This is a genomic window from Burkholderia sp. NRF60-BP8 (assembly GCF_001522585.2).
Classification (GTDB): Bacteria; Pseudomonadota; Gammaproteobacteria; order Burkholderiales; family Burkholderiaceae; genus Burkholderia.
In genome coordinates this window covers 278,601-291,699 of the sequence record NZ_CP013372.1, presented here as the reverse complement: position 1 = coordinate 291,699, position 13,099 = coordinate 278,601, and the positions used below count along the sequence as shown (strand labels likewise).

Sequence of the window (13,099 nt, the reverse complement as noted above, 5' to 3'; positions counted from 1 at the left end):
CTGACCCGCACCTCATTTACTTAGCGAGCTAGAAGCTCGAGGGGCTATTCAGGTTTGGCGGATCCCGGTCCGACCTGTCTTGTCATTACTCTCCACCACGGAACGAAAAAGGCGACCAAGAAGTGAAACGATGTCCGTGAATCGCACACGTGACTCGCTGCCGCCATCCGCTCAATACCAGCATCGTTTGAACTTTACTAGACTCCGGCTGGCCCTGTTTGCACGGGGCAGGTCCCTCGCCGGTGCCGGCAGCGGTCAGGGCTAGCCAGATAAAAGGGGGCTCATCGATACACTGTAGCTCGCCCACGAAAGTCGACTGTCTCCTTTCTTACCCTGACAGCGTGGTTTTTCTTCATGGCGCATCCCTACGGTCCGGTCTACACTGCGCCGCGTAGAGGACTCGTCCTGGGATTACTGGAGACGCGCATGACGCTCGCCGATTTCATCGAGGCCAACATCACGGATCTGGTCCGGGAATGGTCCGACTACGCAAAATCCCTCAGCATGCAGGCCCATCCGTTGAGCGAGCCCCAGCTGCGGGACGCCGGCGCCGCGATTCTGAGCGCGATCGCAGCCAACATGCGGGTTCCGCAGAGCGCGGCTCAACAGCAAGCGAAGTCACACGGGTCGCGCGACCCGTCGTCGGCATTCAACGTCACCGCGGGCGGCCATGCCGACATACGGGTCCTGCAAGGGTTCGACATCAACGATCTGGTCGCGGAATTTCGGGCCTTGCGGGCCGCCGTGCTGCGGCGCTGGGCGCAGGTCGCGCCGGACGCGTCCGACCTGGCATTGGAGGAGATGACGCGCTTTAACGAAGCGATCGATCAAGCCCTCGCCGAGTCCGTGCGAGCCTATGCCCGCCGCATCGAGCACGGCCGAGACCTGTTTATGGCCGTGCTCGCACACGACCTCCGCTCGCCCCTCAGCGCCATCGCCAGTAGCGCCTACGTGCTCCGTCACGGGGCAGACAAGCCCGAACAGTCCCAGAAAATCGTCGGAATCGTGGAGCGAGCGGCGACGCGTATACAGGCGATGCTCGATGATCTACTCGTGTTCACGCAGTCGCGCCTGACCGACAACTTGCCACTTCGCATTGAGGCCGCCGATCTGCGCGCGCTCGTCGCCGAGGCGGCCGACGAGGTTCGGGCCGCGTTTCCTGCCGTTGAACTGGAGCTGCGGCTCGATGGGGTGCTCACGGGGACGTGGGATCGCCGGCGGGTCCAGCAGCTGCTGGTGAACCTGCTGGTCAATGCCGCCCGCTACGGCGATGGCCGAATCTTAGCCTGCGCCCATGGCGGCGATGACGCCGTGACGCTGAGCGTATTCAATGGCGGCACGCCGATCGCGGCTGAACTGTTACCCACTCTGTTTGATCCGCTGACCCGAGCCCGCGCGCCCAACCGCGACGGTCACGCGGCCGGGGTAGGGCTGGGTCTGTACATCTGCCAGAGCATTGCGCACGCGCACGGTGGCGAGATCCAGGTCACGTCGTCTCATCAGGGAACGACATTCATCGTCACGTTGCCGACCGCGCCATGAGATGGGAGAACAGCCAACGTTCAGGTGTGATAGGTCTGGCCAATGCGGCCCAGCCGCCTGAACACAACTTTAGTTGAAACATAGCCACAACTTTAGTTGTGTGAGCGACAAGCTTGGGGCGTTCGCTCGATGTCACGAAGTGAAGGGTAACATAGCCCTTAATATGTTCCCTTCATTTCGCTAGACGCCGTCTCTCGAATGCCTTCTTCTTAACGCGATTGCGCGGCACTAAACCTATGGCAAAATTGTTCAGTTAAGAACAGCGGCATCGCCGCAATTAAAGCCGCAATGTCCGGCTGAAATCGACTTTCATGTCGCCATGAAATGAATACTTGGTATGTCGGATGCCCCCCAGATCCAAATGCCCGATACGTTCGAGCATTCCGAAGCCGGGGTAATACGCGTCGACCCGCCCTTGACCGGTAACGCGCGCTCCGTGATCGCGCGACCACACGAACCGACGGCGCCCGTTCGTGAACACGAAACTTCCGCCGGCTAGAGAGACCGTCGGGCTGAAAATCAGGCGCGTGCTAAGGGCCGCAACTCACCGTGCCTTCGAGCCGTGAAAATACGCATAATACGAATTCACTGTATCAGGAGGCTGTCATGTCAACCATCACCGCCACCGATCTGGCGCGCCACACCCGCCAGATTCTCGACCGAGTTGCCCGCTAAGGCGAGACCATCGTGGTCGAACGCAACCAGACCGTGATCGCGCGCCTGATGCCCGCCGAACCCGCGATGAACGCCGCCCAGGCGCTCGCCGGTCTGCCGATGATCGTTGCCGAGGCCGCGGCCCGTTGGCTACACGACAGCCGCACCGGCTTCGAATACGGAGTGCGTGACCCGTGGGCGTGATCATCGACAGCTGCGTGGGGTCGGGCTCGCCGGCGGAATGGTCGCGCCGTGCGCGGTGATCGATGCAGCCGGAGATACGCCGGTGTTTATCTCGACGATCTTGCTCGGCGAACTGGCGTTCGGCGTGCAGTCCTGCGCGAATGCGGCCTAGCGCGCGCCGCGCATCTGCGCCTCGAGCGCCGGCCTGCGCTGGACATCACGCGCCACACCGCGGCCGCGTTCGGCGTGCTGGCCGCCGCCGTCGAGCAAACCGGCCGCTCGCCGCGGCCCCACTGCAACGACCTGTGGATTGCCTCGCAAGCGATTGAGCACGGCTACGCACTGATGACGCTGAACGTGCCGGATTTTGCGGACCTGCCGGGACTGAGCGTGATAGTGCCGACGAGCGCCGGCACCAGCTGAATGGGATCACCAAACCAGGTATAGGCACCGACATCCGTTTCGACTAGACGTGCTTGCATAGCAAATCAAAACCGCACCCGCACCCCGGCTCCGACGCCATTTCCTGATGAGGCATGCGTAATCGTGTCATAGCGCCACGCCGCGTAGATGTCTGTGCGCTTCGACAGTGGATAGTCGTAGCCCAGCGCGAACGTCGACCACCGGATGTCGAAACCGGTGACAGGACGCCGACGGGTGCCCGCCCACGACAGCAGCATACTGCCCATACCGAATCGCGCGCTTGCTCCCACCTGCACGGTGTCGTCGGTCACGTTGCTATTGTTACTCACCCGCTCGTACTGGAACATGAGCTTCGTCGCGTCGATCCGATAGGCACCGCCGACAAGCCATGCCGTTTGTGCCGTCGCACCGTTAAGAAAAAGCGAAGCTGTGTGCAAGCTTTGCACCGCAGCCGTTGCCGAAAACGAGCCGGCGAAGTAAAGGACGTTGGCACTATAGTTCGCCTGTCCAGCATGGCCAGCCACACCCGCATTGCTATAGAGCAGGCTTGCAGAGAGCCCGCCGACCTCCGGTGTCTGATACAACACCGAACTGTCGATCGCCGTATCGCTTTGCACGGAAGCTGCCCCCATGGCGGAGCCCAGGTATCCGTGGGAGATCATCGGCGAGAACGCGAACGAGTTACCGAACGGATTGAAGAGTAACGTGGAGACGAACAGGGGTGCCGTATTGCGCCCGACCGTCACTTCCCCAAAGCCTCCGCTCAGTCCGACAAAGGCATTGCGACCGAAGAATGACTGACCATTGAATGAACCGAGCTGACCAGCGTTGACACGGAAAAAACTCTCCAGCGTGAATACCGCCTTCATGCCGTGACCAAGATCCTCCGATCCAGACACGCCCCAATATGACGTCGTCATCCCGCCTGAGCCAACCTGCCAGGCACTGCCAGCGGCGCCTGGCGCATGCGTTTCGCCAACAAAGGCGTCGATCAAACCGTAAAGCGATACCGAAGACTGGGCGTGGACGACGCCCGGGATGCCCCACATCCCAACCGAAACAGCGCAAGCGCGCACCAAGCCCCAAACTATCTTCCGCATAGGTTCTCCTCCTCGTTGTTCGAATCGATCGCGCGCAACCGGGGCGACGCGTCTACGCGGACACGACGCGCGCGAGCGGCCGACCGTGCTCGGCCAATGCGACGGCCACCACGAGTTCATCCGGCGCAGGAGAATCCGGCACAATCAGCGACGCGGTATCGAAGTGATCGAAGTTCCACATGTCAACCGCGCCATGCAACGGAATGTCCAGACACGCACCTGCGGCGCCGCGCTTCGTGACCGACGGAATGAGCGAGGTGGTCCCCGGTAGACAGGCGCGTATCGCCTTGCCCATTCGTGGATGTAACAGCGCGGCCGCACACTCGAGCGGCACCGCCGTGCCCACCAAGGCGGCCTTGCCGTACACTTGAATGGCCCCGCGTTGCACGCCCAGTGCACATCGGGCGTGCTCGGTCAGCGACGTCCCCAGCTCCGCACCGAGCTCGTACAGAGGCTCAAGAGGATCATCTATTCGCCAGTTCTGCCGTGACAGGATCGCAGCTGCAATGGCCTGGCGGTGCGCTGGATAGATCGCGGCGCTCAACTCGGCACGCCGCTCAACCAGATGCACCACGATCTTTGCGATTTGAACGCTCACGGGGTTACCTCCGTGGCTACCGCCGCGTGCTCACCCTGAAACAGGGGCGCCGTGGGAAACGCGCCGCGCGCCGACTCGTAGGCGCGTGCGGCGCGCAGCACGAGTGCATCCGCGTGCAGGCGCCCAACGATCTGCACCCCCGTGGGCAAACCACCGGGCAGGCCGCACGGTACGCTCGCGGCAGGCAGCCCGGTCTGGTTGCACCACGATGTCTGCTGAGGTGCCGTGAGCAGTGTCTTCGGCAACCCGGGCACCGGCAATGGGCCGCAATGAAACACCGGTGTCACGAGCAAGTCGTAGCGCTCGAAGAACGCGGCCATCTCGACACCCAGCAGATGACGTGCACGCAACGCACCGGCAAGTTCTGGCGCGGTGACTTGCAGACCGGACTGCACAAGGACCTGTACGTCCGAGTCGAGCTGTGCACGTTGCGCCTCGCTCATCGCGCATGCACGTTGCGCAAAGAACACCGACCACTGAATCGCGTGCATGCGACTGTCCAGATAATTGGCCAGCGGCTTCACATCGACTTGCTCGACGTGCGCACCCAAGGCCTTGAGCACGTCCGCGGCCTGCGCGACACTTGCAGCGACCATGGGGTCGACCGTCACGCCCGCAATGCCAGGGCAATACGCCACGCGCAGCCCGGCGACGCCATCCTCCAGTCCAATGCGATAGTCCACCGGGCGAACTGACTCTGACCGCAAAGGCTCGTGCACTCCCGATGCAACGCTGAGCATCAACGCGGCGTCACGCACATTGCGTGCAATTGGCCCGAGCGTGGACAGTCGCGTCCAGGAGCCGGCTACGCCGGTCGGCACGAGATCGAACGTGGGCTTAAAGCCTACGACGCCGCTCCAGCACGCCGGCACACGAACCGACCCGCCGCCGTCGGTGGCCAGCGACAAAGGACCCATGCCAAGTGCGACCGCAACTGACGAGCCGCCGCTGCTGCCACCCGGCGTCACGCGCCGATCCCAAGGATTGCGGGTAATGCCGGTGAGCGGGGAGTCCGTCACAATCTTGTTGCCGTATTCCGATGTCGTCGTTTTTCCGAACAACAATGCCCCGGCACGGCGCAGGCGCGAAACCGCAGGCGCATCGCTACGTTGCAGTGTGTCCGGGCTCGTCAATGAGCCATACCGCGTCGGAAATCCTTGTACATCGATGAGATCCTTGACCGATACCGGCACGCCATCGAGTAGCCCGAGCGGCTCGCCGCGCATCCAGCGCTGCTCCGATTCGCGCGCTGCCTGCAGCGCCATATCTGCATGGAAGCTGCACATGCAATTCACGAGCGGATCAAACCGCTGGATGCGCTCCAGCACTGCCTCCATACACTCACGTGGCGACAGTGCATGACGTCGATACTCGACAAGCAACGTCTCTGCACTCATCATGGATATATCATTCATATCGCACTCCTTAGTGATATAGACAAAGTAATGACGGGATGTCGTGACCGCTTTATCCCCGGCACGTCGGTAAAATCGGTCCGACCAAATCCAAAAGCGCAAAGCTGTTATCCGCCTGCGCCTGAGCGATGCGCGTCATGCATGTGACGTGATCGCCCACTCGGCTCACGCCCGTCTTACCGCGCGGCAAATTCAGCGAAATGCCCGACAATGCCGCCTTGACATGCATGACCTCGACGCTGCCAGCGTCTTGCGCGGCCTGCGCAAAGAGTCGAATACCCGCGTACGTGCATTCCCCGTGAGGCAGCATCACCGCATAGGGGCCTAACCGCGGCGCACGGGTGTTGGCCACGCGCGCGGTGTAGCGCGCAAGAAAGCGATGATTTTCAGCGCTATCGATGCTCATAAAGTACGATGACACACCGATGGCGCCCGTTGATGCGCCCGCAGTTGCAATCGATAGCGATTCGTGCGCGATGTCCGTGACCAACTGCGGCCTCATCGCAAACGACCGATACTGTTTGACAAACGTGACCGGATCATCGCCGATGCTGTGCCATACCAGTTGCGGCTGCTGTGCTGCAATTCGTTGAAGCACGGCACCATAATCGCGCGTGCCGAACGGCAACCAGTACACGTTCAACAAGCGGCCACCGTGGCGAGATACGGCCGCCTCCAGCGCGGGCACCAGCACCTTGCGGTTGCTGCCGACGTCCGAGACGACCGCGCTGACACTCTTTCCACCACCACGCATGAGCCACGTAATGAGCGGTTCGACCCGCTGAGCAACACTCAGACCAGTACTTAACAACAGCGGATCACAGCGACCCTCGTCGAAATTCGGATAGACGACAAGACGCGCGGCCGTCTTAGCGGCCTGCAGCGCCGCCTCGCGCTCGGACGGCAGCACCATGCCTGTGAGCATCGCCACTTCGTCACGCATCAATAGCTGCCTGGCTTTCTCGAGCGTCACAGCCGTCGACATCTGCGTATCTTCGACGGCCAGTTCGAGCGGCCGCCCAAGCAGTCCGCCAGCAGCGTTGATTTCTTCAACGGCGAGCATCGCACAGTGCCGATTGGTTTCCCCGACCCGGGTAAGTGGGCCGCTCAACGGCGCAAGCAATCCGATCTTGATCGGCGCCGCTGCTCGGACAAGGTTCGGACAAACGGCGGCGCTGAACGCCCCAAGCGCGCCCCACAGGGCAGATCGCGAAAAGTCACGTCGATTCATGTAGGTTCTCTTTCAATGAACGCCGCTTGCGAATCAGCCGTTCGTTCAGCAGCAGGTGACAAGAATTGGGCCAACTGGTGCGCGCTGTCCGTGCCGCGGTGCGGTTCGATCTTTCCCGCATGGGCGAGCCGCCCGTTCTTGAGCACAATGCATCGCTGCGCGCAGTGCAACACGAGGTCAAGATTCTGTTCGACAAGCAGCACCGCCAGCTTCGAACGACGGCACAGCACTGGGATTACATCGCCGATCAGCTCGACAAGATTGGGTTGCACGCCGTCAGAAGGCTCGTCCAGCAACAACAGTTTCGGTCGACCACACAACGCACGCGCGATAGCCAGTACCTGTTGCTCGCCGCCCGACAACGTCCCGCCATGTTGCGAGAGCCGCGTTTTCAATATCGGGAAGTACTCGAACACCTCATCCAGAATCTCGGCGTCGCCGGCCGCCGCGGTTCCCATCATCAGATTCTCGCGTACCGTGAGCTTCGGAAAAATCCATCGCCCCTGCGGCACCAGCCCGATGCCCAGCCGAGCGATTTCATGCGCGCGCATGCCGTTGATGACGTGCTCGCCAAAGCGAACCGCTCCGCTCACGTGCGGCAAAAAGCCCATAATCGCCTTCACAAGCGTCGTTTTTCCCGCTCCATTGCATCCGAGCACCCCGACCACTTCGTTGGGCTGAACGGCAAGCGTGATCTGGTGCAAGACAGCGATGTCGCCGTATCCGGCCGACAGATTTTCAATGTGCAGCATGACTTGCCCCCTGCCCCAGATAAATGCGTCGGACTTCCTCGTCCTTCGCAATGTCGTCGTAGCGCCCTTGGCGAACGATTTGCCCGCGGTGCATAACCCACGTCTCGCAATTAAGCGATTGCACGAAACGCAGGTCATGTTCGATGGCAAGTACCGCACACTGCTCACGCAGGCGGTGGATGAGATGCACAAGCCGCTGAGCATCAGTGGCGGATAAACCCGCAGCAGGCTCGTCGAGCAGCAACAATGCGGGGCGACACATCATCGCCATGCCGATTTCCAACCACTGGCGCTCGCCGTGTGGCAGATGCATCGCCAACATGTCGGCTTGCGCGGCAAGTCCGATTTGCTCGAGAACGCCATCGAGGTGCCGCATCGAAAACGCCTGTCGATTCGACACACCGAGCGCAGCCACTTCGAGGTTCTCGCGTACGCTCATCATCTGGAAGACATTTGTTCCCTGGAATTTCCGTACGACGCCGCGCCGGCAGTATTGATACATCGGTCGGCCGGTCATTCGCTCACCTGCGAGATACAGTTCGCCAGCCCCAGGCACAATCGCGCCCGACATCAGCCCGACCAGCGTGCTTTTTCCAGCACCGTTCGGGCCGATGACGCAAAGCAGGTCTCGCGCGCCAATTTCTACGTCAACGCCCGCAATCGCGTTAATGCCGCCAAATGCACGGTACAGTCCGACACCTTTGATGATCGGCGCGTCCATCACGACCCTCCTTCGACGCGCCGCGCACCAGAGCGCGGCATGCGCTTGAGCGATATTCCAGTGAATTGACGCAGTCCCTTGAGCATGTCCCCCAGACGCACACCGTTCGGCAGGCAAAGCACGCACGCAAGAAAAACTGCGCCGAGAATAAGCGGCCACCACTGTGTGCTCAGACTGGACGCACCATGCTTGAGTAGCGTCAGGCCGACAGCGGCGAGCACGGGACCGCCCAGCGAGCCACGTCCGCCTATGGCAACCCAGAGGATGACTTCGGTGGCCAATACCGGTGAAAACACATCGGGCGCAACAACGCCGGCGGTTGCTGCCATCAAGCAACCCGCCACCGCGGCCAACACCGCCGAGGCCATGAACATCAACAGGAGATGCCAGGACGTGTGATATCCACACGCCAGCGCGCGCCATTCGTTCGTCGAGATCGCCGCGAGCACCTTCCCGTATCGGCTGCGACAAAGCAGCCACACCACCCCAAGCAGCGCAACGAGGATTATCGCGACGGCATACCAGGACGCGACTGGACCGCTCAAATCGAGTGTGTGCCCCGCAAGCTGGAAGGACAGCCCCGGAATACCGAGCAAGCCCGTGTCACCGCCTGTTACCGACTGCCAGCTCGTTGCAAGCTGCTGCGCGATAATCAACACCGCCATACTGAGAATGGCAAAGAAATGCAGCCTCACCCCTGCATACAGCAAGAAGTAACCGAGAACGGCCGCTGCGACCGCAGCACAGGCAAGGCCAGCGAGAAATCCGACTAACGGCGTCTGCCCAAACTGGACCGTAGTCACGGCGAAGCCGTATGCTCCAATGCCGAAGAAGGTCGTGTGACCCAGCGTCAGTACACCGGCACGCCCCCACAGCAGGTCATAACTGAGCGCCAATATCGCCAGAACGAGTGCATCGCGTATCACGGTGAGTTGATACGCCCCAACGACAAACGGCAGAATTGCGCCGGCCACAACGATCGCAAAACCGGTCATAACCGGAGACAGATCGCTGCCGCTCAAGGCGGGCTGTGACAACCAAGTCCGTGCACGAGAAAAATAACGGTCGAACATTGCCTTACCCCTTTCCGAGAAGCTGATGCGCCGCACTAAAACCGGGGAGCAGACCCTGTGGCCGGAAACGAATCAGGACAATGGATACAATCAGGACAATCGCCGACGCGAGTGACGGATCGACGCGATAGCTGAGCAAGGTCTCGATCGTGCCGACAAAAGCGCTGCCGAGTATGCTGCCGGCCACCGAACCGATCCCCCCCAGCACGATCACGAAGAACGCCTTGGCAAGATAGGACACCCCGAGATGGGACTCCACCGACACCATGGGCGCCACCAGAACACCGGCGAGCGAAGCGAGCGCGGCGCCACCACAAAAGGCCACCCGATTCAGCCTTCTGGTATTGATGCCGACAGCTTCGGCCATCGCCGGATGTTGAATGACCGCACGCAGCTTCGTACCAAAACGCGTCCGAGTGAACAGCACCCAGCATCCAGCGGTAGCAGCCAGTGCCACACCGATCACGAACATCCGATAAGCAGGATAGCTGCCGCCCGGTACGTCAACGGTTGCGTTGAACGGCGCATAGACCAGCATCGGCTGAGTGCCGAAGATCAACTCGATCGCCCTCTGAACGATCAGGCTGACCGCGTAGGTCGCCAGTAGCGTATCCAGTGGACGGTCATAGAGCAGTCGGATGACGAAGCGCTCGAGACACCACCCGAGCCCCGCGCCGACAATCGGCGCGGCGAGCAGCCCAGCCCAGAATGCGTGTTGACCTCCCACGGACTGCGCAACCGCCAATGTGTAAGCCCCCATCGTCACCCACTCGGCATGCGCGAGGTTCACGATATCCATCAGGCCAAACACGATCGCAAGACCCAATGCCACAAGCGTAAGCACGCTAACGTAACTAAGAATGTTTAAGATCGTCGCCATTACTCCAAATCCTGTATTCAATGACCGCCGAACCCACCCAGCCCGCGCTAGGCACGTGACAGCGAAGCCCACCAAGACGACACAGAGCTGACGCATGTCGCCACCCAGACTAAGTAACGCTTAGCCTGCAGACTAAGAAATACTTAGCAAAAAGTCCATTAAAAATTAAGAAACTCTTAGGATGCGTCGGACCTCATCGACATCCTCGATCTTTCCCAAGCGCCTCAGAGAGGCCCGTCTACGCTCGGGCCTGAGCCAGGAACAGCTCGGCATCGAAGCCGGGATTGATGAATTCTCGGCGAGCGCACGCGTGAATCAGTACGAGACCGGCAAACACGCACCCAAGCTCCAGACGGCCCACCGTCTCGCCCGAGTACTGCACGTCCCGACCAGCTTCCTATATGAAAGCAATGACCTCCTTGCGCGGCTTCTCGTCGTGGCCGCACCGCTACCGCAGGACAGCCTAGAAGCACTTCTCGAATACGCCGAGCGACTGTCACGAACCGCCGCCTCCTGATTCCCGACAATGCCATGACTAAGATTTACTTAGCAAACCGGGCAATCGATTCCTGGACACTTGATGCATGTCCAGCGACTCGACCGTCACCTCTGTGTTTTCGAAACGCCTGAAGCAGGCACGGTTGCGTACCGACCTCACCCAGGAACAGCTTGGCATTCTGGCTGGCATCGATGAATTTTCCGCCAGCGCTCGCGTCAACCAGTACGAGAAGGGCAAGCATGCTCCAACCGTACAGACCAGTCAGCGGCTTGCCCGAGCGCTTCTCATTCCGACAAGCTTCCTGTACGAGGAGGACGACTTGCTGGCCAACCTTCTCTTAATTGCTGGGCGACTGAGCAAAGAAAAGAAGCGGGCCCTAGTCGCCGCGGCAGAATCGCTCGCGCAAGAATAGCCCGTCACTCCCGTCGGTGAATAGCACAACCACCGCGCACTTTATCAAGGCCCTCGGAGACGAAGTTCGCACACGTCGCCAAACAAAGAGGCTCACCCAAGTGGGCCTCGCGACGCGGGCCAACGTCCATCCGAACACGATCTCTTTGGTCGAGCGTGCCCAAATAGCCCCCAAGATCGACGCTCTGCTTGCGCTTGCTGCGGCCCTCGACACCTCTCTCTCGCAATTGGTTAGAGCAGCAGAGACTCGAGCAGATCTTCGCCAGATCCCGTCGGCCTCACACAAACAACAACTATGAGCCTCTCGCCGGCGGCGATCGGCCAGTCGTTACTCACAATCAGTCCGCCAACGATCGCCGCTGCCTTGGAATAGAACCTCGCCGGCCTCGACCTGACGCGATGAACCGCCACGGAGATCGGTCGGACCGGTACGCGCGCAGCTTCGATCTTGACGTCTATTTATTATCATAAATTTACGATCGAATATCTCACCTGGTCAAGCGACAAAATGTCAGCGTTTACCCCGGCAATTCCCTCCAAGCTCCCCGCCTACGTACCCTCTCGATGAGCACCTCGACACTCTTTTAGTTCATTTATTGTAATTAACCGGCGCATTGTGACTGACATGTCGTGAACTTCGGCGGGCATGCGCAGATCATGCGATGGCGGCCCCTGCTGTTCGTGGATACCACCTCAGGACGCGTCGCGGCTCATCTGCGTATCAAGTTCGGAGTCGAGCACAAGCTTTTGCTTCAACGCGGCATGTACTTTCCGCAGTTGCGCCTCAGCCTCGTCCATATGCGCGGCCATCAAGCGCTCCACTGCCTGAGCGTCGCGCCGCCGTGCAGCCTCGAGGATTGCCCGGTGCGCAGCGAGCGTCGTACGGCCGAACGCCTGATAGTCACGCTGCGTGACGTTGCCCGCCACGATCACCAGCGAGTGCAGCATCTGATTGATGATCCGGCAAAGGCACCGCAAAAACGCGTTCGGATGAGCCGCGGCCAGCACGTCGTGAAAATGAATATCCTCGCAGCGCTGATCGAGCGCCTGCTCGTGGCCGGCCACAAACGGCTCGCACACTGAAATGCTGCGCTCGAGTGCTTCGAAATCTGCATCTGTCAAGTGCTCTACTGCGCCCGCAGCGACAATCGGCTCGAGCGTGCGTCGCACCGCATAAAGCTCCTCGAGCGTGACGTTCTCGAAGAACAAATAGTTCTGCAGTGCTTGGAACGCTCGCGCCAGCGGCACACGCGTAATTGTGGCGCCTCCCTCGGGGCCGGTACTGAGACTCACGAGTCCCTGCACTTCCAGCGCCTTGAGCGCATCGCGCATCGAGCCCCGGCTCACGTTGAACATCTGCTGTAGCTCAGCTTCCTTGTTCAGGCGCTTGCCCGGACGCACCCGCCCGTCGTTAATCCAGCCCTTGATCAGCTCGGCCACCTGATCGCCTCGCTTGGTCGTACGTGGGCCGCGTTTGTCCGGCGGCATAGATTGCGTTTTACGCGTCGTCCGTTGTCGTCCTGCCATGTTAGTTACGTCCGTGGTTGGCCAGCGTCATCCAATATCGGCGCCATTATCGGGCATCCCTGTCGCCGCTGGCGAAAATCTGCGGCATGC

The 13,099-nt window shown here is 60.8% G+C and carries 15 protein-coding genes; 6 read left to right on the top strand and 9 right to left on the bottom strand.

What is annotated here, in order from left to right:
* Positions 1-426 precede the first annotated feature (426 nt).
* The 3 genes from WS54_RS01275 (at position 427) to WS54_RS01265 (ending at position 2,802) form a co-directional block, all read left to right on the top strand.
* Positions 427-1,542, top strand: a complete 1,116-nt coding sequence (locus WS54_RS01275; RefSeq protein WP_059781597.1) for a sensor histidine kinase — start codon at positions 427-429, stop codon at positions 1,540-1,542.
* A gap of 687 nt (positions 1,543-2,229) precedes the next feature.
* On the top strand, positions 2,230-2,400 hold the full coding sequence (locus WS54_RS01270; protein WP_227746320.1) for a hypothetical protein: 171 nt from the start codon (positions 2,230-2,232) through the stop codon (positions 2,398-2,400).
* 48 nt (positions 2,401-2,448) lie between these two features.
* On the top strand, positions 2,449-2,802 hold the full coding sequence (locus tag WS54_RS01265) for a hypothetical protein (RefSeq protein ID WP_226244962.1): 354 nt from the start codon (positions 2,449-2,451) through the stop codon (positions 2,800-2,802).
* A 65-nt stretch (positions 2,803-2,867) separates the two neighbouring features.
* Here the strand turns inward: WS54_RS01265 and WS54_RS01260 are convergent, their stop codons facing one another.
* Genes WS54_RS01260 through WS54_RS01225 form a run of 8 tightly spaced genes read right to left on the bottom strand, consistent with a single transcriptional unit; the run spans position 2,868 to position 10,572 of the window.
* Complete coding sequence (locus WS54_RS01260) at positions 2,868-3,902, bottom strand: porin (RefSeq protein ID WP_059781599.1); 1,035 nt, start codon at positions 3,900-3,902, stop codon at positions 2,868-2,870.
* A gap of 52 nt (positions 3,903-3,954) precedes the next feature.
* The gene (locus WS54_RS01255) at positions 3,955-4,500 is read right to left on the bottom strand and encodes an amino acid synthesis family protein (RefSeq protein ID WP_059781601.1); all 546 of its coding nucleotides are present in this window, start codon (positions 4,498-4,500) and stop codon (positions 3,955-3,957) included.
* Positions 4,497-5,915 carry an amidase family protein gene (locus WS54_RS01250; protein ID WP_059781603.1) on the bottom strand — a complete coding sequence of 473 codons (1,419 nt, stop codon included), beginning with the start codon at positions 5,913-5,915 and terminating at the stop codon, positions 4,497-4,499. The genes WS54_RS01255 and WS54_RS01250 overlap by 4 nt, the downstream gene beginning before the upstream one ends.
* A 52-nt stretch (positions 5,916-5,967) precedes the next feature.
* Entirely contained in the window at positions 5,968-7,146 is a 1,179-nt protein-coding gene (locus WS54_RS01245; protein ID WP_059781606.1) for an ABC transporter substrate-binding protein, read from the bottom strand.
* Entirely contained in the window at positions 7,143-7,898 is a 756-nt protein-coding gene (locus WS54_RS01240; RefSeq protein WP_059781608.1) for an ABC transporter ATP-binding protein, read from the bottom strand. Before WS54_RS01240 ends, WS54_RS01245 begins: the two co-directional genes overlap by 4 nt.
* Positions 7,885-8,619: an ABC transporter ATP-binding protein gene (locus WS54_RS01235; protein WP_059781610.1), complete on the bottom strand. Its 735-nt coding sequence runs from the start codon at positions 8,617-8,619 to the stop codon at positions 7,885-7,887. The genes WS54_RS01240 and WS54_RS01235 overlap by 14 nt, the downstream gene beginning before the upstream one ends.
* On the bottom strand, positions 8,619-9,692 hold the full coding sequence (locus WS54_RS01230; protein WP_059781612.1) for a branched-chain amino acid ABC transporter permease: 1,074 nt from the start codon (positions 9,690-9,692) through the stop codon (positions 8,619-8,621). Before WS54_RS01230 ends, WS54_RS01235 begins: the two co-directional genes overlap by 1 nt.
* 4 nt (positions 9,693-9,696) lie before the next feature.
* Positions 9,697-10,572, bottom strand: a complete 876-nt coding sequence (locus WS54_RS01225) for a branched-chain amino acid ABC transporter permease (RefSeq protein WP_054928408.1) — start codon at positions 10,570-10,572, stop codon at positions 9,697-9,699.
* Between the two features lie 181 nt (positions 10,573-10,753).
* On the opposite strand from WS54_RS01225, the gene WS54_RS01220 reads away from it, so the two are divergent.
* From WS54_RS01220 to WS54_RS01210, 3 genes are all read left to right on the top strand, one after another.
* A complete protein-coding gene (locus tag WS54_RS01220; protein ID WP_027811697.1) occupies positions 10,754-11,089 on the top strand; it encodes a helix-turn-helix transcriptional regulator in 336 nt (111 codons plus the stop codon).
* A 67-nt stretch (positions 11,090-11,156) separates the two neighbouring features.
* A complete protein-coding gene (locus tag WS54_RS01215; protein ID WP_012338904.1) occupies positions 11,157-11,483 on the top strand; it encodes a helix-turn-helix transcriptional regulator in 327 nt (108 codons plus the stop codon).
* 16 nt (positions 11,484-11,499) lie between these two features.
* The gene (locus tag WS54_RS01210) at positions 11,500-11,781 is read left to right on the top strand and encodes a helix-turn-helix domain-containing protein (protein ID WP_082725087.1); all 282 of its coding nucleotides are present in this window, start codon (positions 11,500-11,502) and stop codon (positions 11,779-11,781) included.
* A gap of 394 nt (positions 11,782-12,175) precedes the next feature.
* Here the strand turns inward: WS54_RS01210 and WS54_RS01205 are convergent, their stop codons facing one another.
* A complete protein-coding gene (locus WS54_RS01205) occupies positions 12,176-13,009 on the bottom strand; it encodes a FadR/GntR family transcriptional regulator (RefSeq protein ID WP_059781614.1) in 834 nt (277 codons plus the stop codon).
* Positions 13,010-13,099 lie beyond the last annotated feature (90 nt).

Bases quoted from the DNA above. Each gene is read 5' to 3' on its own strand.
- WS54_RS01215 (WP_012338904.1), top strand. From the start codon at position 11,157: ATGTCCAGCGACTCGACCGTCACCTCTGTGTTTTCGAAACGCCTGAAG.
- WS54_RS01245 (WP_059781606.1), bottom strand. From the start codon at position 7,146: ATGAATCGACGTGACTTTTCGCGATCTGCCCTGTGGGGCGCGCTTGGG.
- WS54_RS01205 (WP_059781614.1), bottom strand. From the start codon at position 13,009: ATGGCAGGACGACAACGGACGACGCGTAAAACGCAATCTATGCCGCCG.
- WS54_RS01275 (WP_059781597.1), top strand. From the start codon at position 427: ATGACGCTCGCCGATTTCATCGAGGCCAACATCACGGATCTGGTCCGG.
- WS54_RS01260 (WP_059781599.1), bottom strand. From the start codon at position 3,902: ATGCGGAAGATAGTTTGGGGCTTGGTGCGCGCTTGCGCTGTTTCGGTT.
- WS54_RS01250 (WP_059781603.1), bottom strand. From the start codon at position 5,915: ATGAATGATATATCCATGATGAGTGCAGAGACGTTGCTTGTCGAGTAT.
- WS54_RS01230 (WP_059781612.1), bottom strand. From the start codon at position 9,692: ATGTTCGACCGTTATTTTTCTCGTGCACGGACTTGGTTGTCACAGCCC.
- WS54_RS01225 (WP_054928408.1), bottom strand. From the start codon at position 10,572: ATGGCGACGATCTTAAACATTCTTAGTTACGTTAGCGTGCTTACGCTT.
- WS54_RS01220 (WP_027811697.1), top strand. From the start codon at position 10,754: ATGCGTCGGACCTCATCGACATCCTCGATCTTTCCCAAGCGCCTCAGA.
- WS54_RS01235 (WP_059781610.1), bottom strand. From the start codon at position 8,619: ATGGACGCGCCGATCATCAAAGGTGTCGGACTGTACCGTGCATTTGGC.
- WS54_RS01240 (WP_059781608.1), bottom strand. From the start codon at position 7,898: ATGCTGCACATTGAAAATCTGTCGGCCGGATACGGCGACATCGCTGTC.